The organism is Epilithonimonas sp., assembly GCF_032054305.1.
Classification (GTDB): domain Bacteria; phylum Bacteroidota; class Bacteroidia; order Flavobacteriales; family Weeksellaceae; genus Epilithonimonas.
Genome location: NZ_DAMBSX010000001.1, coordinates 185,769 through 208,296, shown reverse-complemented (window position 1 = coordinate 208,296; position 22,528 = coordinate 185,769). Strand labels below are relative to the sequence as shown.

At 37.9% G+C, this 22,528-nt stretch carries 23 protein-coding genes; 11 read left to right on the top strand and 12 right to left on the bottom strand.

What is annotated here, in order from left to right:
• Nucleotides 1–121: 121 nt before the first annotated feature.
• From cphA to RTX21_RS01020, 3 genes are all read left to right on the top strand, one after another.
• Complete coding sequence (gene cphA, locus RTX21_RS01030; protein WP_312764772.1) at nt 122–2,749, top strand: cyanophycin synthetase; 2,628 nt, start codon at nt 122–124, stop codon at nt 2,747–2,749.
• A gap of 96 nt (nt 2,750–2,845) precedes the next feature.
• Nucleotides 2,846–3,976 carry an alpha/beta hydrolase-fold protein gene (locus RTX21_RS01025; RefSeq protein ID WP_312764770.1) on the top strand — a complete coding sequence of 377 codons (1,131 nt, stop codon included), beginning with the start codon at nt 2,846–2,848 and terminating at the stop codon, nt 3,974–3,976.
• Nucleotides 3,977–4,048: 72 nt separating this feature from the next.
• Nucleotides 4,049–5,893 (top strand): chloride channel protein, encoded by a 1,845-nt coding sequence (locus RTX21_RS01020; RefSeq protein ID WP_312764768.1) that lies wholly within the window; start codon nt 4,049–4,051, stop codon nt 5,891–5,893.
• Nucleotides 5,894–5,949: 56 nt separating this feature from the next.
• On the opposite strand, the gene RTX21_RS01015 is transcribed toward RTX21_RS01020, so the two are convergent.
• The 3 genes from RTX21_RS01015 to RTX21_RS01005 form a co-directional block, all read right to left on the bottom strand.
• Entirely contained in the window at nt 5,950–6,141 is a 192-nt protein-coding gene (locus tag RTX21_RS01015) for a hypothetical protein (RefSeq protein ID WP_312764766.1), read from the bottom strand.
• A gap of 56 nt (nt 6,142–6,197) precedes the next feature.
• A complete protein-coding gene (locus RTX21_RS01010; RefSeq protein ID WP_312764763.1) occupies nt 6,198–6,794 on the bottom strand; it encodes a dual specificity protein phosphatase family protein in 597 nt (198 codons plus the stop codon).
• 153 nt (nt 6,795–6,947) lie between these two features.
• A complete protein-coding gene (locus RTX21_RS01005) occupies nt 6,948–7,694 on the bottom strand; it encodes an SDR family oxidoreductase (RefSeq protein ID WP_312764762.1) in 747 nt (248 codons plus the stop codon).
• A 108-nt stretch (nt 7,695–7,802) separates the two neighbouring features.
• Between RTX21_RS01005 and RTX21_RS01000 the strand changes: the two genes are divergently transcribed.
• A complete protein-coding gene (locus tag RTX21_RS01000) occupies nt 7,803–8,159 on the top strand; it encodes a helix-turn-helix domain-containing protein (protein ID WP_312764761.1) in 357 nt (118 codons plus the stop codon).
• Between the two features lie 72 nt (nt 8,160–8,231).
• Here the strand turns inward: RTX21_RS01000 and RTX21_RS00995 are convergent, their stop codons facing one another.
• The 4 genes from RTX21_RS00995 to RTX21_RS00980 all read right to left on the bottom strand — a co-directional run bounded on the left by RTX21_RS00995 (nt 8,232) and on the right by RTX21_RS00980 (nt 11,018).
• A complete protein-coding gene (locus RTX21_RS00995) occupies nt 8,232–8,993 on the bottom strand; it encodes an SDR family oxidoreductase (protein ID WP_312764759.1) in 762 nt (253 codons plus the stop codon).
• A gap of 84 nt (nt 8,994–9,077) precedes the next feature.
• Nucleotides 9,078–9,638 carry a Crp/Fnr family transcriptional regulator gene (locus tag RTX21_RS00990; RefSeq protein WP_312764757.1) on the bottom strand — a complete coding sequence of 187 codons (561 nt, stop codon included), beginning with the start codon at nt 9,636–9,638 and terminating at the stop codon, nt 9,078–9,080.
• A 92-nt stretch (nt 9,639–9,730) separates the two neighbouring features.
• Entirely contained in the window at nt 9,731–10,540 is an 810-nt protein-coding gene (locus RTX21_RS00985; protein ID WP_312764755.1) for an anti-sigma factor, read from the bottom strand.
• Nucleotide 10,541: 1 nt separating this feature from the next.
• Nucleotides 10,542–11,018: a sigma-70 family RNA polymerase sigma factor gene (locus RTX21_RS00980; protein ID WP_312764753.1), complete on the bottom strand. Its 477-nt coding sequence runs from the start codon at nt 11,016–11,018 to the stop codon at nt 10,542–10,544.
• A gap of 333 nt (nt 11,019–11,351) precedes the next feature.
• Between RTX21_RS00980 and RTX21_RS00975 the strand changes: the two genes are divergently transcribed.
• The 3 genes from RTX21_RS00975 to RTX21_RS00965 all read left to right on the top strand — a co-directional run bounded on the left by RTX21_RS00975 (nt 11,352) and on the right by RTX21_RS00965 (nt 13,555).
• Nucleotides 11,352–11,921, top strand: coding sequence for a fasciclin domain-containing protein (locus RTX21_RS00975; protein ID WP_312764752.1), 570 nt, complete (start codon nt 11,352–11,354; stop codon nt 11,919–11,921).
• Nucleotides 11,922–12,001: 80 nt separating this feature from the next.
• Entirely contained in the window at nt 12,002–12,715 is a 714-nt protein-coding gene (locus tag RTX21_RS00970) for a ferritin-like domain-containing protein (protein WP_312764751.1), read from the top strand.
• 27 nt (nt 12,716–12,742) lie between these two features.
• On the top strand, nt 12,743–13,555 hold the full coding sequence (locus RTX21_RS00965; RefSeq protein WP_312764749.1) for a ferritin-like domain-containing protein: 813 nt from the start codon (nt 12,743–12,745) through the stop codon (nt 13,553–13,555).
• 105 nt (nt 13,556–13,660) lie between these two features.
• Here RTX21_RS00965 and RTX21_RS00960 read toward each other — a convergent pair whose 3' ends face one another.
• The 4 genes from RTX21_RS00960 to RTX21_RS00945 all read right to left on the bottom strand — a co-directional run bounded on the left by RTX21_RS00960 (nt 13,661) and on the right by RTX21_RS00945 (nt 16,788).
• Complete coding sequence (locus tag RTX21_RS00960) at nt 13,661–14,017, bottom strand: PKD domain-containing protein (RefSeq protein WP_312764747.1); 357 nt, start codon at nt 14,015–14,017, stop codon at nt 13,661–13,663.
• Between the two features lie 27 nt (nt 14,018–14,044).
• On the bottom strand, nt 14,045–14,548 hold the full coding sequence (locus RTX21_RS00955) for a hypothetical protein (RefSeq protein ID WP_312764745.1): 504 nt from the start codon (nt 14,546–14,548) through the stop codon (nt 14,045–14,047).
• A gap of 11 nt (nt 14,549–14,559) precedes the next feature.
• Nucleotides 14,560–15,153 (bottom strand): hypothetical protein, encoded by a 594-nt coding sequence (locus tag RTX21_RS00950; RefSeq protein WP_312764744.1) that lies wholly within the window; start codon nt 15,151–15,153, stop codon nt 14,560–14,562.
• A gap of 393 nt (nt 15,154–15,546) precedes the next feature.
• On the bottom strand, nt 15,547–16,788 hold the full coding sequence (locus RTX21_RS00945; RefSeq protein WP_312764742.1) for a phage integrase SAM-like domain-containing protein: 1,242 nt from the start codon (nt 16,786–16,788) through the stop codon (nt 15,547–15,549).
• A 286-nt stretch (nt 16,789–17,074) separates the two neighbouring features.
• Here RTX21_RS00945 and RTX21_RS00940 point away from each other — a divergent pair, with 286 nt between their 5' ends.
• The 4 genes from RTX21_RS00940 to RTX21_RS00925 all read left to right on the top strand — a co-directional run bounded on the left by RTX21_RS00940 (nt 17,075) and on the right by RTX21_RS00925 (nt 20,246).
• The gene (locus tag RTX21_RS00940) at nt 17,075–17,725 is read left to right on the top strand and encodes a hypothetical protein (protein WP_312764741.1); all 651 of its coding nucleotides are present in this window, start codon (nt 17,075–17,077) and stop codon (nt 17,723–17,725) included.
• 144 nt (nt 17,726–17,869) lie between these two features.
• Nucleotides 17,870–19,267, top strand: coding sequence for a hypothetical protein (locus RTX21_RS00935; RefSeq protein WP_312764739.1), 1,398 nt, complete (start codon nt 17,870–17,872; stop codon nt 19,265–19,267).
• Nucleotides 19,268–19,457: 190 nt separating this feature from the next.
• Nucleotides 19,458–19,748 carry a hypothetical protein gene (locus tag RTX21_RS00930; RefSeq protein ID WP_312764738.1) on the top strand — a complete coding sequence of 97 codons (291 nt, stop codon included), beginning with the start codon at nt 19,458–19,460 and terminating at the stop codon, nt 19,746–19,748.
• Between the two features lie 138 nt (nt 19,749–19,886).
• On the top strand, nt 19,887–20,246 hold the full coding sequence (locus tag RTX21_RS00925) for a hypothetical protein (protein ID WP_312764736.1): 360 nt from the start codon (nt 19,887–19,889) through the stop codon (nt 20,244–20,246).
• Nucleotides 20,247–20,582: 336 nt separating this feature from the next.
• Here the strand turns inward: RTX21_RS00925 and acs are convergent, their stop codons facing one another.
• Nucleotides 20,583–22,490, bottom strand: coding sequence for an acetate--CoA ligase (gene acs / locus RTX21_RS00920; protein WP_312764735.1), 1,908 nt, complete (start codon nt 22,488–22,490; stop codon nt 20,583–20,585).
• Nucleotides 22,491–22,528: the final 38 nt, after the last annotated feature.

Below are 22,528 nucleotides of genomic sequence, written 5' to 3'. Positions count from 1 at the left end.
TGATAACAGATTTGTTTTATAATAAAATATTTATTTCTGATTTTTCTTGATTTTACTGCTTTTCTATTATCTTTGATAAAGTAGAAATGTAATTTGGTTTAAGAAATAGCGATAGCTCAATATGAAAATAGAAAAAATACAAGTTTTAAGAGGTCCGAATATTTGGAGTATTACTAGAAAAAAACTCATTCAGATGCGTTTGGATTTGGAAGAGATAGAACATCTGCCTACCAATAAGATAGAAGGTTTCCGAGAGAGAATTGAAAAATTGTTACCATCATTATATTCCCATAGGTGTTCCGAAGGAACCGAGGGTGGATTTTTCAAACGTGTGGAGATGGGAACTTGGATGGGACATGTGATAGAACATATTGCGTTGGAAATCCAAACGTTGGCAGGAATGGATGTTGGTTTCGGAAGAACAAGAGAAACTAAAACGCCAGGAACTTACAATGTCGTTTTCAATTATATCGAAGAAAGAGCAGGTGTTTTTGCAGCAGAAGAATCCGTGAAAATAGCAAAATCGCTTATCGCAGGTACTGATTATGATATCAATTCTTGTATTCAGACTCTGAAAGAAATTCGTGAAAGGGAGCGATTAGGTCCATCTACAGGAAGTATTGTTGAGGAAGCGGCTTCCAGAAGAATTCCGTGGATTAGATTGGGGAAAAATTCCTTGGTTCAATTAGGTTACGGTATCAACCAACAGCGTTTCCAAGCAACGATTACCGGAAATACAAGCAGTATTGCGGTAGATATTGCTTGTAACAAAGAATTGACAAAAAAAATGCTCGAGGATGCCGCAATTCCTGTTCCTTCCGGAGGTTTGGTTGTAGATGAAGAGGATTTGCAAGCGGTTATCAGAAAAATCGGTTATCCGTTGGTTCTGAAACCTTTGGACGGCAATCACGGAAAAGGAGCTTCCATCAATGTCAAAGATTATGAAACGGCTTTGGTCGGTTTGGAACATGCTCAAAAATATTCCAGAAAAGTCATTGTTGAAAAATATATTACGGGCTTTGATTTCCGGGTTTTGGTTATTAATCATAAAATGGTTGCAGCGGCTAGAAGAGTTCCTGCGCACGTTGTAGGCGATGGTGAACTAAATCTTCAACAACTTATCGATAAAGAAAATTTGGACCCAAGAAGAGGTTACGGACACGAAAATGTCCTGACAGAAATTGATGTTGATAAAGATACCAATGAGCTTCTTGAAAAACTCAATTATACATTAGAAACTGTTCCGCAAAAAGGGGAAATCGTCTATCTGAAATCAACAGCGAATCTTTCCACAGGCGGGACGTCGATTGATGTGACCGATATGATTCATCCGGAGAATATTCAGATGGCGGAACGTGTTTCCAGAATTATTGGATTGGATGTTTGTGGGATTGATATTATGGCAGAGAATTTAACTCAGCCATTGAAAGAAAGTGGTGGAGCCATTTTGGAAGTGAATGCTGCGCCTGGTTTCAGAATGCATTTGGCTCCAAGTGAAGGTTTACCGAGAAACGTGGCTGCTCCGGTTGTTGATATGCTTTATCCGCCAGGAAAAGAATTCAGAATTCCGATTATTGCTGTGACTGGGACTAATGGGAAAACTACAACTACCAGATTGTTGGCACATATCGTTAAAAACAATGGAAAAAGAGTAGGATTTACTACTTCAGATGGAATTTACATTCAAAATACTTTACTTGAAAAAGGCGATACAACCGGACCGATGTCTGCGGAATTTATCCTGAAAGACCCGACTGTAGAATTTGCTGTTCTGGAAACTGCCAGAGGTGGAATTCTCCGTTCCGGACTAGGTTTTGGAACTTGCGATGTTGGTGTTTTGACGAATATTAAAGAAGACCATTTGGGAATCAGTGATATTCATAATCTGAAGGATTTGACAAGGGTAAAACGTGTCGTTCTGGATAGCGTGAAAAAAGATGGCTGGTGTATTCTGAATGCAGATGATGAGTATTCTATGCGATTGGCTGGTGATTTACATTCAAAAGTAGCGCTTTTCAGTTTGGATGAAAATAATCCTCATATCAAGAAATTTGCGAAAGAAGGAAAAATTACCTGCGTTTACGAAGAAGGTTTCGTAACCATCAAAAAAGGCGAATGGAAAATCCGAATCGAAAGGGTTAAAAATATCCCAATTACAATGGAAGGAAAAGCGAAGTTTATGATTGCAAATGTTTTAGCTGCTTCATTAGCTGCTTACGTTTACGGTTTTGAAATTCCGAATATTGCTTTGGCTTTGACAACATTTATTCCAAGTGCTCAGTTAACACCTGGAAGACTGAATATCTTCAAATTCAAAAACTTTAAAGTGATGATTGATTTTGCGCATAATCCTGCGAGTTATGAAGCAATTGAAGATTATCTGAGAAATGTAGAATCCAATAAAAAAATCGGGATTATTTCCGGAGTCGGAGATAGAAGAGATAATGATATCCGCGAATGTGGTAAGATTGCAGCAAGAATGTTTGACCATATCATTATCAGAAATGAAAAACACTTGAGAGGCAGGCTTGAAGATGAAATTAATGGATTGATTATAGAAGGCATCCAAAGTGTGGACAAAAGCGTCAGCTACGAATGTATCCCGAAAGAAATCGATGCTTTGAAACATGCAATGAGTCTGGCAGAAGAAGGCACTTTTATTACAGCATTGAGTGATGTGATTAATAACGCAATAGAGTTGGTTCAGGAATATCAGACAAGAGAACTTCAGGACGAAGGCAATTATTAGATTTCTAAATCATAAAATATAAACCGTCATTTTAATGGCGGTTTTTTTGTTTAAGGCATAATGAATCCTTAAATTCAACCATTCAAATTGACATCAATGCAACCAATTAAAATAATAACTGCTGTTCTTGCTCTAAGTTCATCACTTGTCTTTTCACAAAACTATAAAACATCTTCAACGGCGAAAGCTGGTAAAGAGTTTCCAAAAATTGATGCTGACGGAAAAGCTCAGTTCAAAGTTTATTTTCCTGAAGCCAAATCTGTAATTCTGGAAGGCGGCGATGGAATGCAAAACATTAAATCTAATACAACTAAAGATAAAGAAGGTTTTTGGAATGTCTCAACTTCGCCATTAGAAATCGGTTTTCATTATTATTGGTTCAATGTTGATGGAAAACGAACCAACGACCCGAATACAGAACTGTATTTCGGTTACGGACAACCAACAAGTGGCATCGAAATTCCTGCAAACGAAGATTTTTTCTTTGAAAAAAATGTAAAACACGGGAAAATAATTGATGACAGTCTGAATTCTGAAATCACAAAAGGAAAACGAAATTTCAAAGTGTATCTGCCACCAAGTTATGGAACGAATAAATTTCCGGTTTTATACCTTTATCACGGAACTGGCGAAGATATTACCGGTTGGGAAAAGCAAGGTTTTATCAAAAATATTTTGGATAATCTTTTTGCAGAAGGAAAAGCGAAAGAAATGATTGTGGTAATGGATTACGGTGTTGCTTTGACTCCCGAACAGGAAAAATTACCAGACGATTATCCGAGAACGGTTCTTTCGGCCAAAAATTTAGACAAAATTGTGGTTCAGGAATTGATTCCGTACATCGATAAAAAATATAAAACCAATCAAAAACAAGCCATTGCAGGACTTTCGCGAGGAAGTTATCAGGCGATGTTGATTGGCGCTAATCATCCCGATTGGTTTTCTGCGATTGGTTCGTTCAGTCCGGTAATTTATGAGGGAACGGAAAGTCAGCCTTTCAAAGAATTACCGATTGAGAATCTTTTGAAGTCAAAGTCAAAGCCTTTCTTTTTTATGGGAATTGGCGAAAAAGAGAATCAGCGTTTTATCAATTATAATAATATGTTGAGTGAATATTTAAATCAAAACAAATATCCGTTCGAACAATACCAATCTGCTGGAACTTACCACGAATGGCTGACTTGGAGACGTTGTCTTTATGAATTTGCACAAAAGATTTTCAAATAACAAATTGATGTCGACGGAAGAGATTCGTGATTCGCTTTTTCATTTGGTATATTTGTATTCAAACTCACGGTTTTGAAGATTCGTAATAGAAAAAAATACCTCAGCTTTTTAAAATTCAAAAGAGATTTCCAGCAGTTCGGACTGGAGAAAGTGAAGAGCTATGAGCTTATTCTCCATTGGTTAAATAGCAGGTTGAGTAGAAATCAGTTTCTCCTCCTTTCAGGAGTTTTGGTAGGGCTTACAGCAGGAATGGCAGGTGTGATTTTAAAGACTTTGGTTCACAATATCCATTACTTTATAACTCACAAAGTTCATTTTGAATATCAGATTCTATTCTATATTGTGTTTCCCTTTTTAGGAATTGTGCTAACTACAATTACAGTTCAGACATTATTCAAAGGGCAAGATAGGAAAGGAGTAGGCGCTATCTTGTATGAGATTGCACAAAATTCGAGTATCGTTTCATCGGTCAAGATGTATTCTCAGATCGTTCAGAGTGCGATAACTGTTGGGTTGGGTGGTTCGGCGGGTCTGGAAAGTCCTATTGCGGTGACTGGTGCGGCTATTGGCTCCAATTATGCTCAGACCTATAGATTGGGTTATAAAGAACGTACTTTGTTGTTGGCAGCTGGAGCTAGTGCTGGTATTGCCTCTGCTTTCAATGCACCGATTGCAGGTATTATGTTTGCCTTCGAGATTTTGCTTACAGGCGTTGTTTTTACAGATTTTATTCCATTGGTTGTGGCTGCGGTTTGTGGAAGTTTACTGTCGAGAATATTGTTGCAGGAAGATGTACTTTTTAGATTTTACACAAGAGAAGCCTTTAATTATAAAAATATACCTTATTATCTTATTTTGGGAATAGTAACGGGATTGTATGCTCGTTATTTTGTGACTATTTCTCAAAAAATAGAACATTTTATTCAAAAGTTTAACATGCCGCCGCTTAGAAGGGCGATGTTTGGAGGAGCTGTTTTATCTTTGCTTTGCGTATTATTTCCACCGCTGTTTGGAGAAGGTTATGATACCATCAAGGCTTTTACCAATGGTGATACTCTTGTAATAATAGAAAATAGTTTGTTCAGGTATTTTGAGTTCAAGAATTTTACCATTATTATTTTTCTGATTCTTGTATTGATTCTGAAAGCTTTTGCCACACCTTTTACAATTTTCAGTGGAGGGAATGGTGGTAACTTTGCACCGTCTCTTTTTGCTGGCGGAACTGCTGGATTTCTTTTTGCTGTAGTTTGCCAACAATTGGGTTTCAAAGAAGTTCCTGTTACCAATCTCGTTTTGGTGGGAATGGCTGGTGCAATGAGCGGAATTCTCTATGCGCCTTTGACGGCGATATTCCTGATCGCCGAATCCAGTTTCGGCTATGATTTGTTCATTCCTTTGATGATTGTTTCCGTGATTTCTTATCTGATGGCAAAACGCTTCTCTCCGATTTCTCCGGAACTGAAATCTCTCGCAGATCAGGGGAAGATCTTCACCAACAAACACGACAAGAATCTTCTCTTTTCTCTGCATACCAAAGATTATATCGATTTGCAATCTCAAACGATTAATTTAAATGCATCTATCACAGAGCTTTTCGAGATGATAAAAAACGGAAACAAAAATACTTTTGCCGTTGTGGATGATTTGGGTAACCTCAAAGGGATTCTTGGCCTTGATGATATTCGCCCTTATCTTTTTTCAAAAGAAACCGATTCTTTATCAATTGTCAAAATTATGAAAGTACCACCAGCAGTGATTTATCCAGACAAAAAAGCTTTGGAAATACTTCAGATTTTTGATGATACGGGATATTGGAATCTACCGGTTGTGGATGAGAATAACAAATTCATTGGTTTTATATCAAAATCTGCCATCCTGATTGGTTATAGACAATTACTGAAATTATATTCTGAATAATTAATAAAAATAAAACCGTTCTTCAAAAGGACGGTTTTTATATAAAAGATTGATTGCTATTTCTCGGTTTTTGTGGTATAATGTCTTATTAAAACGCCGACAGCAAATATAAAAGTCACGGCATAAAGCACAGATAATGCTGGTTTCTCGACAGTCATACCTTTAAAATCGATTTGCTTGTACAATGCAGCTCCCACGATCAGAACAATAATCCACATTGTAAATACAGGTGCTTTCCCTTTTTCCATGGAATTTAGTTTTCAAATTAGTTATGGTTACTAAAGTAAGGATTTATTTCTTCAAATCATAAAGTATTATGATGTTGAATCCTTTTTTTATAATTAATCAGATATTTCCCTTTTGAAGAGTTCTCCGAAAAATTTCCACTCAATTCCCAAAGGTAACGAGCATGAGCTCTCGCATCGTCATTTGAAAAATTCTCATACTCAATTCTGTAAATAGAACTGAATAGTCGTGAACGCCCAACACCGTGATGACAATGGATCAATACGGGATAATTTTTAGGATTGTCCATAATTTTCAGGAATTTTTGAACGGTGCTGTCTTGTGGAATTTGGTCCGTTGGAAGATTGAAATAATTAACGTTTGAAATTCTATCTATCACATTTTCTTCAGCGCCCACTTGTTTTTTAGTTTCAGGATTTAATTCAGTCTGTTCTTCGCCATTGCGCAAATCGATTACTGTTTTTATTTTATGATCCTTTAAGAATTCGGGTAATTTGTTTGGTGGAACTGTGCCAGAATTGTAAACCTTGTTCTCAGAAATCGTAACCAGATTGTAGCGGATTTTCTTTTGATAAAAAACAAATGTTCCAATTAAAACAATGATGATTGAGAGTAGGATTACAAAACCTTTGGTTGTCTTGTTTTTTAAATTCATGAAAGGTTAGGTTTTATTTTTGCGAAACTACAATCTTTTTTACAGCAAAAATTAAAAAAATGAATATACCACAATTTTTTTATCATAGAAAATCAAACAACCGCAGAGTGTAACAGTCTGCGGTTGTTTGAACCGGAAATTTTTATCTAAAATTTATTTCAACAGATATCCGATTGCTCCGCCATCTACCAATAACTCTGTACCAGTAATGAAACTTGCCTGATTAGATGCCAAGAAAAGAACTGCTTTTGCAATCTCGGAAGGATTTCCCATTCTCCCCAATGCGACAGATTTAGCAAACTCATCCTGCATTTCAAGACTTGGAACCGCCTTGTCAAAACCTTCTGTTTTTGTAGGTCCCGGACTTACAATATTCACTCTGATTTTTCTTTCTGCCAGTTCATTGGCTGCGATTTGAGCAATTTTATTGACGGCTCCCTTCGTTGCAGAATAAACGCTTCCGTACATCTGTGCAGTTGTAGCAACAGTTGAGGAATTAAATACCACAGAAGAGCCTTCCGTAAAATATGGGATTAACTTTTGTAACGTGAAATAATAACCTTTGACATTAGTATTGAACTGATAATCGAAATCCTCTTCTGTAGTTTGCTCAATAGGTGTGAAAACTGCTGTCCCGGCATTCAGGAACAGGACATCTACTTTATTCCCGCTTTCGGCAATGTGTTTTTCCAACACTGCGATTCCTGATAAATTTGAAGTATCTGAAACCAGGGTTTTCAGTTTTGGATTATCGATCCTTTCTTCCGCACTTTTAAGATTGTTCGCATTTCTGCTGGTGATTAGAACATTTGCTCCTGCTTCTATAAAAGCTTTTGCTGTTGCAAATCCTATCCCTGTGCTTCCTCCTGTTATTACTACATTTTTGTCTGTAAAATTCATTGTGTAATTATTTTTTATTGTTTACAGGGCAAATGTATAATCTTTTGGTTACTTTTAGTAACTTTGTACCGAAAAATAACAGTAACAACGGTGTAACAAAGTAACAATATGGAGTGCAAAACAAAGGATTTTCAACAGGAATATAAAAAAGAGATGCGTGCAGTACAAGATTCTATGGATGTTCTACACGGCAAATGGAAAATAGCAGTTTTATCTTCGATATGCTATTACAACAAACGTAGATTTTCAGACATTCTGAATGATATCGATGGAATATCAAATAGAATGCTCAGCAAAGAACTAAAAGAACTGGAGTTTAACAAGCTCATTCACAGGAATGTACTGAACACACAACCTGTTAGTATAGAATATACGCTTACTGATCACGGTAATACATTGAAAACTATTATCAATAACCTTCACGAATGGGGAGTTGAGCACAGAAAAAAAATTGTGGAAGGATAGATCAAATGAAATAATTCTAATAAAATAAAAACCGCTTTTAGTAGAGCGGTTTTTTATATTTTGATGTAAATTTTACCAAGGGATTTCTCCTGTTTCAGGATTGGTCTCTTCACAGAAGAATTTACCTGTCGGACCATTTTGATCGACCACTGCATATCTCACAACACGTTTTCCTGCGTCTTCTACTGTTCCGGTTCCACGATTATTATTGAAATCAGTTTTCGTAAATCCAGGACTCACCGCATTGATCTTAAATTTTGTATCTCGTAATTCATAAGCTAGATTCACGGTGTACATATTAAGGGCAGCTTTGGATGATAGATAAACTGCACCTTTGAAGTTGTAATATTTATACGTTGGATCGCTGTGCAGAGTAATAGATCCTTGGCTGGAGCTTACCATCACGATTCTTGGCTCGTCTGATTTTTTCAACAGTTCCAAAAATGCCTGGGTCACCCTTATCACACCATAAACATTGATATCATACACTTCTTTGAAGACTTCGACCCTTGTATGTTCGGCAGTTTGCGGGATATAATCTCCGTTTTCATCAACCTGTGCACCCGATATTCCCGAATTATTGATAAGAACATCCAGAACATCTGTTTTGCTTCCGATTTCTTTTCTGGCATTTTTTACCGATTCTTCGTCAGTGACATCGATTTGGATGACTTCTACATTAACTAAACCTTCTGACTTTAGCTGTTCAACGGCTTGCTGTCCATTTTCTAAATTTCTGCTTCCAAGATAAACATAATATCCTTGTTGCAATAGTTGTCTTGCGGTTTCGAAGCCGATACTTTTGTTGGCTCCTGTTATGAATGCTTTTTTCATTTTTTCTGATGATTTAAAATTGATATTGCAAAGTTGCTTCAATCAAAGGTCACATCATTTACCATTTGGTAAAAAGCATTTTTATTAGCGAATGTTTTTTCGGATCCTGCTAAGGGATTGTTGTGTGATGCCCAGATATGAAGCGATATAAGATAGCGGAACTCGGTTGGCAAGGGTAGGGAATTTTTCCAGAAATTTCAGATAGCGAGTCGTAGCATCTTCCGCAACCAGAGAACTTCTTCTGTCCAGTTTTTCCATCATCGCTTTTTGGAATATCTTGTTGACGATTGTGTCCCAGCCGATAATAGTATTGGAAAGTTCCTGCCAATCTTTCTGAGAAAAGATGAGAAATTTACAATCTGTAGTGGCCTGGATATATTCTGTCATTGGTTCGCCTTGGTAAGGATTGGCGAGGAGATGGTTTTCATCTACGAAATACTTGGTGATCTCGTTTCCTTCGTTATTGTAATAGCAGATGCGCAAAACGCCTTCCAGGATGAAGATTACATCATTGAACATCCTTCCGGCCTCTACAAAATACTCATCTTTCCGAATTTCCTTCTCAACTGTTTTTTGAGTGATGAGGTCGATCTGCTGCTGATTCAGGTTCCCGAATTGTAGAAGATAATTAATAAGCTCTTTCATTCTGCCAAATTAAAGAAGTTAATTGAGGAATGATTTACCAATTGGTAAAAAGTAATAGGAATCAAATTGCCAGAAATGGATAAACAATAGAATTATATATTCCCAATAACGAACATATTTTCCATTGTAGGAACAGCACTTCCGCCTTCTTTTTCAAGCGTTATGGCAAAGGCCTGAGCATTCGGGATATTAGATAAGACCGTTTTGCTATCTCTATCTTCAGAATACATACCAGCACTTACAGGTTTTCCATCTACAATGGCCCAAAGTTGATACTGCATACCGTCTTGTACTTTTGGGAGTTGGTTTGCACTTAGGTAAACATTTTTAGATGTTTTATCCCAATAGACAATAGCTTTGGATTCAGGATGTTTTTCAACACCTGCCAATACGATTTTGAGCATATTAGGATTGGAAGATACATCTAATTTTTGTTCCAGATCCTTCATCGCAAGAGTTTGTGATTCCTTCTCTTTTTGTAATTCAGCGATCTGTTTTTCATTTTTGGATTGAATATTTATCCAGAAAACATTAGCCGCTAAACTGAATAGTAATAGGAGTGATGCTGCAACAGTAATGACCTTCCAGCTATTTATTTTTCTGATTTTACGGGCTGGTTCATTTTTGACTTCATTGATATCTGTTGCAATTCCGGAAAGATTAGATTCAACATCTTGCTCCTGTTGAATTTTGTTCCAGATCTTGGATTTTAGGTCATTCGGAGGTGTTATAGCCTGAGCGGTTGCAAGATCTTCCAATGTTCTTTGTGCTTCTTCGTAAGCCGCTTTTACTTCAGCATTGTTTTTCATCACACACTCCAAAATGCCTGCTTCCTCGGGAGAAGCAAGACCTAGAATATAAGATTCTATAATTCCGGATGATATGTATTCTTTTGTGTTCAATTTATTGATGATCTTTTAGCAAATCCTTTAACTTCATTAATGCGTTTCTCATTTTGGTTTTTACAGTGCCAAGAGGTATTTTCAGCTTTTCGGATATTTCGTTCTGCGTAAATCCTTGATAGTACGCTAAATTAATCAATTCCTGCTTATCTGTTTCAAGAGTTTCCAGCACATTTTTAATTCCGATAAAATCAGATTCTTCATTAGTCGTTGAAAGTTCTGCAGTGTTATATACGAAATCTGGCAGCGGTTGGTTTTTTAGCTCATTCTGGAAACCTTTAGACTTCAGGTAATCGATGGCTGTGTTTCGGGCAATATTGATCATCCATGTATAAAAACGACCTTTCGACTCATCATATTGATGGATCGAATTCCAAATTTTCACAAAAACTTCCTGGATCACATCTTCAGTATATTCTTTGGAGCAGACGATTCGGAGGATAACACCATACAAAGCACCAGAATAGTGATCATACAAATGATGAAAACCATTTTCGTTTTTCTCTCTAAGTAAAACGAGAAGTTGCTCTTCCGAATAGTTTGTTTTGATAAATGAAGATTTAATGATCCAAATGTAACAAAATAAAAGCCAACATAAGTAAAATGTGAAAATATTTTTAAATCATTAATTATAATCTACATCTATTCAGAATTTTTTAAAGCAAATGTAAATGTATTTTGAATTAATTGAAAAATAATTATCTGATTAACAATGATTTAAAATAAAATATGAAAATTTTTAAATCCAAAAGATCATCGCTGTCGTAAATCATTTTATCAGTGAATAATATTAATCAAAAAATAAACTAAAATGAACACACGATCAAAAATCGCAGTATTAGGAATGATAGCCTTATCATTCGCTTTTAGCGGAAATATTGCTGCGCAAACAATGAAAGAAAAAACAGTAGTGGTTGGCGGAGCAGCAATGTATCCTTCCAAAAACATTATACAAAACGCAATGAATTCTAAAGACCACAAGACTTTGGTAGCTGCTGTGAAAGCGGCAGGTTTGGTAGAAACATTGGAAGGCAAAGGACCATTTACGGTTTTGGCACCAACAGATGAGGCGTTCGCAAAATTACCAAAAGGAACGGTTGAAAATTTGGTTAAGCCGGAAAATAAAATGATGTTGACAAAGATTCTGACCTATCACGTATTATCAGGAAAATACAATGCAAAACAGATCTGGGCTGCTGTGAAAGCTGGTAACGGAAAAGCAATGATGAAAACAGTGGAAGGTGAGAATGTTACTTTTTGGACAAAAGGTAAAGATCTCTATGCGAGAGATGCTAAAGGAATGGACGCGAAAGTGACTCTTGCAGATGTTGACCAGTCCAATGGTGTTATCCACGTGATTGATACGGTATTGATGCCGTAAGTAGTTGATAGGGCAGTGTAAATTTTTATGCTGCCTTTTCTGATCTTTTTAATAGATACCAAATACTAAAAAATATTATTATGAAAAAAACGATCAATGTATCCAACCAGGGAGCAACCCTGGATACAGGAAGAAGAAACTTTTTAAAATTGAGTGGTGTAGGATTAGCTATTGCCGGACTTGCACTCGTGGGATGTAACGATGATGATATGTTCATTGATGGGAACAACAGCAATGTTTTTGATTTAGGGAAAGGCGATGTTGGTGTGCTTAATTATGCTTATGCGCTGGAACAGTTGGAAGCTGATTTTTATACCAAAGTGGTGAATAATTTTTACTCAGGGATATCCAGTGTGGAAAAAGAACTTTTTACAGATCTGTATCATCATGAAGTGATCCACAGAGATTTCTTCAAAGCAGCCATCAGTGGAGCAACGTCCAATGTTCTGCCAACTCTGGAGTTCCAGTATCCTAATGTCAACTTCAGTGACCGGAATTCAGTTTTAGCGACAGCGAAAGCTTTGGAAGATACAGGGGTAGCAGCCTATAATGGCGCAGGAAAATATATTACCAATGCAGATTATCTTGTGATCGCAGGTAAGATCGTCTCTGTAGAAGCAAGACACGCTTCGGCCATCAGAAATTTGATCAATCCCGGGTCGGCAGATTTCTCCGGAGAGGATGTGATCAATGCTAATGGTTTGGATCTGGCAAAAGAACCCAAAGATATTGTGATGGCAGCAGGCGGATTCATCAAAACTCCATTTACCTGGAAAGAGAGAAACATCGGTTAATTTATTCATCTTTTAAATTCAATTATTATGAACATTCTTAAAATACTAGATAAGCTTTCTGATGACAAATTCTTTACAGCAGAAGCTTCACGATTAGATACGATCACCAATATCACCAGCTTTGGCAAAAAAGCGGCAGTAGCTGCAATTCCTTTAGGATTAGGGGCCTTGATGACAACACCTGTAAAGGGCAAAACGACAAATGCTGAAAATTCAATGGCCTTTAAAAGTACATTGACCGATGCCCTGCAACTGGCTTTGGTTTTAGAATACCTTGAGGACGAATACTACAGAATAGGATTGGGAACCTCGGGGCTCATTCCAAATGCTGACAGAACTGTTTTTATGCAGATCTCGAAACACGAGACCGCCCACGTTGCATTTTTAAAAAGTGCTTTAACATCTTTAGGAGAAACACCTGGCGCAAAACCAACCTTTGATTTTACGGCAAAAGGCAATTTCTCGCCGTTTACGGATTATAGCCAGTTTTTGGTTCTGGCTCAGGCTTTCGAAGATACGGGAGTGAGGGCTTACAAGGGTCAGGCAGGTAATGTGATGTCCAACAAAGATGTGTTGACTGCCGCTCTGCAGATCCATTCGGTGGAGGCAAGACACGCTTCCCAGGTAAGAAGAATGAGAGCCAACAAAGGCTGGATAGAATTAGCCAACGGCGGTAATATGCCGTCTGCAACCAATGCTGTATACGCAGGAGAACAAAATACCAGTCAGGCTGGTTTCAATACGGCATCCGCTTTTGGTGCTGAGGCAGGTTCCGCATCTTACGATGAACCAATGAGTGGAAGCGATGCTCAGACCATTGCATCATTATTTATTGCATAGGCTTTCCATAATAATTATTTTTTGCAAATCATTTTTCAGTTTCGGCTGAAAAATGATTTTTTGTTTTTAGCGAAAGAATAGCATAGTAAAGCTGTTGATTGATCCTCAATCTATAATCACAGACTTTTTAGGAGATACTGTACACTTCCCATTTTCCAGACTCACGTCGGTTTTCACTTCATAGGTTCCGCCGGTAGTATAGGTATGAGAGATTTTTTTGTTGGTACTCGTCGTTTTGATACCGTCTCCAAAATCCCACGCAATAGAAGTTACTGTTTTCTCGCCACTGTAGCTGATTTCGAAATCAACTTGTTTTACATTGCTGGTAGAAACCTCATGTCTCAATGAAGTAAGAATGGATTCTCCCAAACAATCCACAATTGATTCTTCCACTTTTCTGCAGGAATTGATTGTTAATACTGTAAAGAATAACAGTGACAGATAGATGATTTTTAATTTCATAATTGAGTAATATAGTTTTAGATAATACTAAAAAGTCTTTCGAACATTCACCTCAGGAGTTTCCCCTTGTGGCACGATGAAAATCGCCGTGTCATTCACAGAGTCGCCATTGTCCAGATAATAGCCTGCCACTACCGGAGTCACGAAACTTTGGTATTTGCCTTCTTTGGTATAAGCCCAATAGGTGACGTTGAGGTTCTGAGGTTTCAGCTTCAGTGCCAGTTTCTTGGAAGTTAGTTTAGCACCTGTTGCATTGATGCAGTTCAGTTCTATCAGTTCTATGTTGGTTGCCACTTGCGGGGCGTTGCTCATCCGTTGATTAAAGTCTTTTCCTGACTTGTTTACAAGTGTTGCGGATACTTTGTATCGGTCCATGTTTTTGCCGCCAGCCGTCACAGCTTCTTTGTTCAGGATGTTGAAGGTTACGGATAGTCCATCTACCTCTACGGTTTGTCCGTCGGTTATTTTCTGTGCATTCAGGTTGGCGAAGGTCAAAACTGATAGAAAAGAGATTGTGAATAGTTTTTTCATAATAATGTCGTTTAAAATGTATGATCTTTGGATTCGTTATCTGGAAAGATGATAGTTGCATTGTCACTCGGTTTTTTAGAAGTCTTCGGCAAAACTGATGGATTGGAAGGGTATTTCCCGTTCTCGTATTTCAGAGCTTTCCATTGGATGCCGTCTTGCAGGTATAGGATTTTCCATCCATTATCTTTGGTTTCATCCACATAGAAAGGCGGTCTTGTTACAGTGAATTTCGTAATAGGCTGCAGATGGTCATTCAGCAGAACCATAGCACAGCCGCCCGTTCCACAGAAATAAGGCGTGAAAAAGCTTACAAAAACTTCCATCTTTCCATCACCATTCAGATCGATTTGTTGGTATCGGAATTTCCGCTCTTTCATCCCAATGACTTTCAGGTCTGCTGGAGTCAAATACTCGTTGGCGATGTAATGGGCGATTTTCTCAGCAGTGGCTTTCTGGTTGTCAGTTTGGATTTTAGGCTTTGCTGTTACACTGTCATTCAGAGAGAGTTTCTTAGGTTCTGGCGATGCTGTAGCATCAGTTTTACTACAACTGACTAATGAAACCGAAGCCAAAACAAGACCTCGAATTATGATACCATTTTTCATAATCTCAATTTATTCTTCTAAGTTACGTTATTTCCTCTGTTTTGTTAATGCCTGATATCACATTATACCGTTAATTTTTACAAATAATAAAAGCGTTCAGGTGTGGAAGGTTCGTTGTGTCTAGTGATAGTGAAATATGGATTGTAAACCAGGAGCTGTCTTAATCAATTTTTATTTTCTTTTTTCCTCAACAACTTACCTTTTTGGAGTAACCAAAGAGTTGCATTATCCCGATTATTTTAGGGTGGCATTGAAACTTCCAATCCTGAGAATAGCTAAAAAGAAAATTGAAGGATAAATAAAGAATAGAGTTGTTTTTATGCAGTTTATGAAATTGATTTGATAATCCGGTAAATAGTTCCAAATATATTCTTGGTTAAAATCATGGTCCTTCTAGCATATCATAAGCCTTTCCTCATACATCCTTTCAAAATAATTGCCTAAGGACAAGATTCGCTCATCATCAATAGGATTGATGTATTTTAGGAACATTTGTTCAGTGCTGTGCCCTGTAGCTTCCATTAATAATGGTGTTGGTATTTTTCCGTAGAAGTTGGTAGCGAAACTGCGCCTGCCGATATGGCTGCTTATCAGCTTCCATTTTTCTGTTTGGATGTCTTTTGCTCTGTGGCCTATTCTTTTTCTGGCTTTTACAGGTTCGTTGAGATAGGCGAGTCTTGCTATTTTCTTTATCCCGTCATTATACTCATGGATGTCTATGGTCTTGGGAAATGCGTCCCCGTTTCTATGAAAAGTATTGATAACGGTAGGGTGCAGAGGCAGGAGAATATCTTTCTGTGTTTTTTTCTGTGTAAAGGCTATGCACGTTTTTCCGTTCACCTGCTTCAATTGATTGGTTTTAAACCGCATAAAGTCTGAGAAACGTTGTCCTGTATAACAGCTTATCAGCAGCCAGTCTTTGGCGGCCTGCAATTCTTTTGGGACATTGGTAGACTTTATTTTTATAATATCTTTTTCAGTAAGGGTTACGATTTCTTTTTGCTGTTTTTCCCTTCGTATCTCAAGTTCTCTCACGGCAGTTCTTATGCCTTTTCTCTCTACAAAGTTTAGGATGGTCTTTACAAAGTGAATGGTGCGGTAGATTGTATTTTCGCTGTATTCTTCTTCTCTTCCGAAAATCATGAAATTTTTTACGAAATCCGAATTGATGTCCTCAATGTAGAGCCTTTTGCAAATGGATCCTTCAAAACGCTCCAGCAGATGAAAGAACACTTTATAACGTTTGTAGGTGGAATGGCAGATGAGCTCCTTACGAGAGTCGATATACCAGTTCATAAAGTAAAGAAGGGAGTTTTCCGCAGGTTTGTCGTTTTTATCAGAGCATATTTTTTTTATTTCCTTGGCTAATGCTCTTTGTAAAGATAGTTTTTTACAGCTCCTTTTTTCCTCTATGCTTTCTGAGAGCCCTAGTTTTACCTTGTTAAGTTTGTTATTGAGTTTTTTATATTTCTTAAGGTAGATGTTGTTTGGTCTTTGTCTCTTCTTGTCCCAGTCTTCTTCACATATTTTTAGAGAAGTTCTGAAGATATGTGTTTTTTTCTGTTGTTTATCGGTAAGACTGAGGTGGATGTTTTTTAGAACGCCATTTTGAGGCAGGAAAAAATCGAATGTCATTTGTTGAGCGTTTAAAGTGTTAATTCTCAACGAATTTAGAATAAAAAAAGTAGTCCTGCTTAGACTACTATTCGAGTGCAAATGTAAACAAATATTATTAATAAACAAATATTATAAAATGCTACGTATTAAAGTGTTGTAATGAAAATATGATACCGATTTCAATTTTGTTCTTGAAGACTATATAAAAATAAATACCTATGAATGATAAATTATGATTTTTAAAATATTGGACTGTAAATCAGTAGATTGAAAAATAGTCTAAGCAGGACTACTTTCCAAATACATGATGAGAAAAGATATACAGGCGATTTTTAAGAAAGATATGGTAACACGGCTTTTGTGCAGGATTGTGTTCCTTTCTTCTTTATTTGTGGCTGGTTGTCTTCTTGTTTCGTCTCAGGTCTTTGTCTCATCAGGTACGAGGCTTTTCATAGACAGCGGAGGTACTATTCTTTCGGCTGTAAAAGATACTTTACCATATCCTGCAGATATGCAGGCGAGGATTTACATTACAAAAGGTACTCTCGTAAAAAATCTTACAGAGCAGACCAATCTCAAAAATATTGCTTATCTGGATTTTCAAAACCCACGAAATTCCGAAACTCGTCATTCTGAACTTGTCGAAGAATCCCCGAGAGCAAAACAGTTAGCTAAAATCAAAGAACAAAAAACTAAAACTACCAAAACCGAAAAATTGGTTCTGATTGCTATCAAAGCTTTGCCAATAAAGGATTCGTTAACTTCAATTCAAGATAGGACGATTGTAGCAAATGGTCCTCAGCGGACACTTCTCAAAGCTATTGTTGTAGAAGAACAATTACGGAAAGTCATTTCTTATTATTATAGAAGAACGCAGATTTATATATACGAAAGCTATTCTTCCAATAATTGGGATGCTGCATTTTTCGTGAGGCCACCTCCTTTGTGCGTTTAAAGGTTTGACAATTTCACAATTCAACGAATCGTCAAATCAAAGAGCTCCGATACAGGAATCTCCAGCTGGAGATTTGACAAAATAACGATTTAACAATTACACAAACAAAAGAAAATGAAAAAAAAGATTACACTTTTAGGGGCATTGGTAATAAGCGCCACAGCATACAGTCAGGTAGGCATCAATACAGAAACACCTAAAGCCACACTAGACGTTACAACCAATACCACAAGTACAACTCCGCTTCCTGAGGGTATTATAGCTCCGCGAATGAGCGGGGAGGATATTAAGGGTAAAGACGATCTTTACACCACGGACCAGAAAGGCGCTATTGTTTATGCCACCTCTGCGGTAACTACAAGCTCCACCAAAACTGTCAATATCACGGTAGAGGGTTACTATTATTTTGACGGAATTGTTTGGCAAACACTTAAGGGAACTGAACCTTGGAAGGTATCTGGAAGTACTGCTGACGCTACATCTAATACTCAAAACATCTACCAGATGGGAAAAGTTGGAATAGGAGTTAACCCTGGCACTTTACCAACTGCTAATCTTCAGATTTTTGAAAATAATTCTTCTGGAGATACGGGCATATCTTATGGGATAAACAACACGATGTACACTAATAAGCAAGGTGTCAAATATGGTATCAATAATTTTGTTTATGATACATCCACGGCAGGCTCGGGAAGCTTGACAGGACTATACTCCGTAGTTCAAGATGCCTCTACAGTATCCAGAGCTGGATATGGTGGATTGTTTAATTATAACCTTGCAGGTGCCAAGAGCAATGGGGCATCCACACACGTACACGGCTTGAGTAATAATATCACACTGCAGGCTGTTGGAGGGGATTTGACAACAGGATATTCTTATGCAAATATGGCTAACGCGTATGGCTATGCTACAAGCGGTAACTTAAATGTGAGCGGTGCTCTTCGCGCCTATAGTGGTTATGCAATTCCAAGTGCAGCAGCTGGCTATACTTTTACAGCAAATGGGGATGATGTGATGGGGGGACATTTCACATCACGCCCAACGCCATCAGGTGGGGTGGTAAATATTGCCAGAACTGTAGGGGTCAGTTCTCAATTTGAGCCAAGAGGCACAGGTACTATTAACATTACAGGTTATGCCGCTGCTTTACGCTCGCTTACCAGTTTTTCAGATACGAGCACAAAGTCTGTAAATCGATTGTATGGTCTGCTTGTAGAAAAAACAGAGAGTGGGGGAACAAGAGCGATATCTGCCTCATATGGTATTTATATACAACCGTATCGCTTCACAGGAGATACAGCCACGAATGCGTATAACTTTTATTCTGAAGGAACAAATACCAAAAACTATTTCCAGGGAAAAGTGGGAATAGGCATCACTACGCCGTCGGCCCAACTGCACATAGTAAAACAATCTTCCGACCTTACACCTGCTGTTATGGAAGGCTGTAATGAATATGCTGATAATGCAGCGGCAGTAGCAGCAGGATTACCCACAGGAGCATTGTACAGAACAGGTGATATATTGAAGGTAGTGCATTAAAAACAAAACATTAATGAATTTCAGGGATATTCGGATAGGAAATTTAATTAGTCAAAAAGTTATGGAAAGCGGGATGAAAATATCCCACATCTGTAATTTTCTATGACATCTCAAGGAAATGCAAGTAGATATCAACCCAAGAGCTTTTAACATCATAGGAATGATAAAAGTCTAATACGGCACTTTATACATGAATAAGAAAATACAAAAGCTAAAAGAGCTGGTGGATAAAAATCTCTATAGAAAAAAACAAGAGATTCTTCGGGTCTTTGGTGCTCCATCCAAAAGATCGGACAATTATATTTTGTTTTATGACCGATATGCTTATCTGGGGTTTATCAGGGATGTGACCTCTTTCGTCCTTGAAGAAGGCATAGTAGTGGATATCTACATCACACGGTATTTTCTTGGTAAAGAAATATGGGATGTATTCTATTACGAAGAACAGAAACCCGAGTACAAAGTGCTTTGGTGGTTTTGAATATTAACGCCCAAAAACAATAAAAATACCATGAAGGTCGACAACCATAAAAGCGTACAAATGAGGGCATACTTCCTTTTTTTTGCACTGTTTTTGGACATTTTACTCGTAATATCCTCGAAAATTGTACTTGGGCATATGGACGAACTGATAGTAGGCACAGGCATCCTCTTTTGCGTACTGATACTATGGAGATTAAGCAGGTTGAAGATTGTGACACTTGATATCTCCGAGCACATTGTTTCGGTAAAGATTACACATCCATTTTCAAGAGGTATCAGCTTTCCACAACTGGAAGTACCATTATACAAGATATTCTCCTGTCATCTGAAAGGCGACCTGCTGACCACTTTCTTGATGGTCAATATCCATACAAAAAATAATGTCAGAAGTTTCTATTACGACTTGGGGTTCTTATCTAAAAAGTCCACCGATGACTTCAAAAAAGCATTGGAAATACTCAAGACCTATAACGAAGAAATGGGTGGTGAGGGATAGATGCTACTATGGTAAACAAAATCCGATATCGCGGATTTTTGTTAGGAATCCAAAAAGGAAAAATATATTTTAAGTGTGAAATTATACAGAGATAGTCTCTAAAAATCAACTGACAAAATGAAAAGCCATCCAAAATCGGATGGCTTTTGCTATGAAAATTGAAGGTCTATATCATTATCACGCTGAGGCTCTCGAAACCCGACGTCTGTTCGAGTGATTTTTCGCAGCAAAGCGAAGAAAAATTGTATCGAGAATCTTCCTGCTTCTACACCCAACTTCTCGATACGCTCCGCTACTCGAAGTGACGAACGCAATCATCCATAATTTATAATTAACCTAAACTCTCTCATTCTTGATCTCATCCACGATCTCAGGATTCAACAGCGTAGAGGTGTCTCCAAAATTACTGAAATCACCTTCGGCGATCTTTCTCAATATCCTACGCATGATCTTTCCGGAACGTGTTTTCGGAAGTCCCGATACAAACTGAACTTTATCCAATTTTGCGATTGGTCCGATCTGGTCAGAGATCAATTGGTTGATTTCTTTCGTCAGGTTTTCTTTGTTTCTTTCCTCTCCAGATTCTTTCAGTATAACAAAACCATACAATGCACTTCCTTTGATGTCATGTGGATAACCAACAATTGCAGATTCTGCCACTGCAGGATGTTCGTTGATACTATCTTCTATCGGTGCGGTTCCAAGGTTGTGCCCGGAAACGATGATGACATCATCCACACGGCCTGTGATTCTGTAATAGCCAACCTCGTCTCTCAACGCACCATCGCCCGTGAAATATTTCCCAGGGAAAGCTGAAAAATAAGTTTCTTTATAACGCTGATGGTCTCCCCAGATAGTTCTGGCAATTCCTGGCCAAGGAAAACGGATACAAAGATTCCCGGTTACCTGATTTCCTGTGATTTCATTACGCTTGTCATCCATCAGAACAGGCTGAACACCTGGCAATGGAAGTGTAGCATATGTTGGTTTTGTTGGCGTTGCAAAAGGGATTGGCGAGATGAGGATTCCACCGGTTTCCGTTTGCCACCAGGTATCGACAATTGGGCATTTCTTCTTTCCAACATGGTCGTTGTACCAATGCCAGGCCTCGTCATTGATAGGCTCTCCAACAGAACCAATTACCTTTAATGAACTAAGGTCGTGCTTCTCTACCCATTCCACACTTTCTTTTGCTAATGAGCGGATAGCTGTCGGTGCAGTATAAAACTGGGTCACTTTATGCTTCTCGATCACTTCCCAGAATCTTCCCGCATCCGGATACGTCGGAACACCTTCGAAGATAACTGTTGTTGCGCCATTCAACAACGGACCATAAAGAATATATGAGTGCCCTGTGATCCAACCGATATCCGCTGTACACCAATAGATATCATTCTCTTTATAATTAAATACATTCTTGAATGTATAAGCAGTGTAAACCATATATCCAGCACAAGTGTGAAGCATTCCCTTTGGTTTTCCCGTAGAGCCGGAAGTGTAAAGAATGAACAATGGGTCTTCCGCATCCATGATCACTGTCACGAAATCTGCAGAAGCTTTATCATAATACTCCGACATCCAGTGGTCTCTGCCTTTTTTCATTTTCACATCGTTGTGAGTTCTTTTGACAACCAAAACGTTTTCTACAGTTGGTGTTTTCTCCAAAGCTTCATCTACGATGCTTTTCAGGTCAAGTACTTTGTTTCCTCTATAACTTCCGTCAGATGTGATCACCATTTTTGCACCGCAGTCATTCACTCTGGATGCAACAGCGGAAGCAGAGAACCCGGCAAATATTACGGAATGAACAGCACCTAATTTAGCACAGGCCAACATCGTTACTGCCAATTCAGGAATCATCGGAAGGTAAATGCATACTCTGTCTCCTTTCTCAATGCCCATTTCCCTCAAAATATTTGCCGTTTTATTGACTCTTTCGTACAAGTCATTGAAGCTGATGTGCTGTGCTACTTCTTTCGGGTCATTGGGTTCCCAGATGATCGCAGTTTTGTCTCCTCTTACGGAAAGATGTCTGTCCAGACAGTTTTTTGTAATGTTGAGTTTTGCATTTTTGAACCATTTGATATTGGCTTCATCCATATTATAGTCCACGACCTTGGACCAACGTTGGTACCACACAAAATTTTCATCTGCTATCTTATCCCAAAACTTCTTAGGATTTTTGATTGATTTTTTATACTCTTTGAAATAATCCTGTAAATTCTGAATGTGATAATTTCTCATATTATTAATATTTTTAATTCTTATAAAATCTTATATTT

What these genes read in the sequence shown, in the direction of transcription:
- cphA (WP_312764772.1), top strand. Translation starts at nt 122, where the DNA reads ATGAAAATAGAAAAAATACAAGTTTTAAGAGGTCCGAATATTTGGAGT.
- RTX21_RS01025 (WP_312764770.1), top strand. Translation starts at nt 2,846, where the DNA reads ATGCAACCAATTAAAATAATAACTGCTGTTCTTGCTCTAAGTTCATCA.
- RTX21_RS01015 (WP_312764766.1), bottom strand. Translation starts at nt 6,141, where the DNA reads ATGGAAAAAGGGAAAGCACCTGTATTTACAATGTGGATTATTGTTCTG.
- RTX21_RS01010 (WP_312764763.1), bottom strand. Translation starts at nt 6,794, where the DNA reads ATGAATTTAAAAAACAAGACAACCAAAGGTTTTGTAATCCTACTCTCA.
- RTX21_RS01005 (WP_312764762.1), bottom strand. Translation starts at nt 7,694, where the DNA reads ATGAATTTTACAGACAAAAATGTAGTAATAACAGGAGGAAGCACAGGG.
- RTX21_RS01000 (WP_312764761.1), top strand. Translation starts at nt 7,803, where the DNA reads ATGGAGTGCAAAACAAAGGATTTTCAACAGGAATATAAAAAAGAGATG.
- RTX21_RS00995 (WP_312764759.1), bottom strand. Translation starts at nt 8,993, where the DNA reads ATGAAAAAAGCATTCATAACAGGAGCCAACAAAAGTATCGGCTTCGAA.
- RTX21_RS00990 (WP_312764757.1), bottom strand. Translation starts at nt 9,638, where the DNA reads ATGAAAGAGCTTATTAATTATCTTCTACAATTCGGGAACCTGAATCAG.
- RTX21_RS00975 (WP_312764752.1), top strand. Translation starts at nt 11,352, where the DNA reads ATGAACACACGATCAAAAATCGCAGTATTAGGAATGATAGCCTTATCA.
- RTX21_RS00970 (WP_312764751.1), top strand. Translation starts at nt 12,002, where the DNA reads ATGAAAAAAACGATCAATGTATCCAACCAGGGAGCAACCCTGGATACA.
- RTX21_RS00965 (WP_312764749.1), top strand. Translation starts at nt 12,743, where the DNA reads ATGAACATTCTTAAAATACTAGATAAGCTTTCTGATGACAAATTCTTT.
- RTX21_RS00960 (WP_312764747.1), bottom strand. Translation starts at nt 14,017, where the DNA reads ATGAAATTAAAAATCATCTATCTGTCACTGTTATTCTTTACAGTATTA.
- RTX21_RS00955 (WP_312764745.1), bottom strand. Translation starts at nt 14,548, where the DNA reads ATGAAAAAACTATTCACAATCTCTTTTCTATCAGTTTTGACCTTCGCC.
- RTX21_RS00950 (WP_312764744.1), bottom strand. Translation starts at nt 15,153, where the DNA reads ATGAAAAATGGTATCATAATTCGAGGTCTTGTTTTGGCTTCGGTTTCA.
- RTX21_RS00945 (WP_312764742.1), bottom strand. Translation starts at nt 16,788, where the DNA reads ATGACATTCGATTTTTTCCTGCCTCAAAATGGCGTTCTAAAAAACATC.
- RTX21_RS00940 (WP_312764741.1), top strand. Translation starts at nt 17,075, where the DNA reads ATGATGAGAAAAGATATACAGGCGATTTTTAAGAAAGATATGGTAACA.
- RTX21_RS00930 (WP_312764738.1), top strand. Translation starts at nt 19,458, where the DNA reads ATGAATAAGAAAATACAAAAGCTAAAAGAGCTGGTGGATAAAAATCTC.
- RTX21_RS00925 (WP_312764736.1), top strand. Translation starts at nt 19,887, where the DNA reads ATGGACGAACTGATAGTAGGCACAGGCATCCTCTTTTGCGTACTGATA.
- acs (WP_312764735.1), bottom strand. Translation starts at nt 22,490, where the DNA reads ATGAGAAATTATCACATTCAGAATTTACAGGATTATTTCAAAGAGTAT.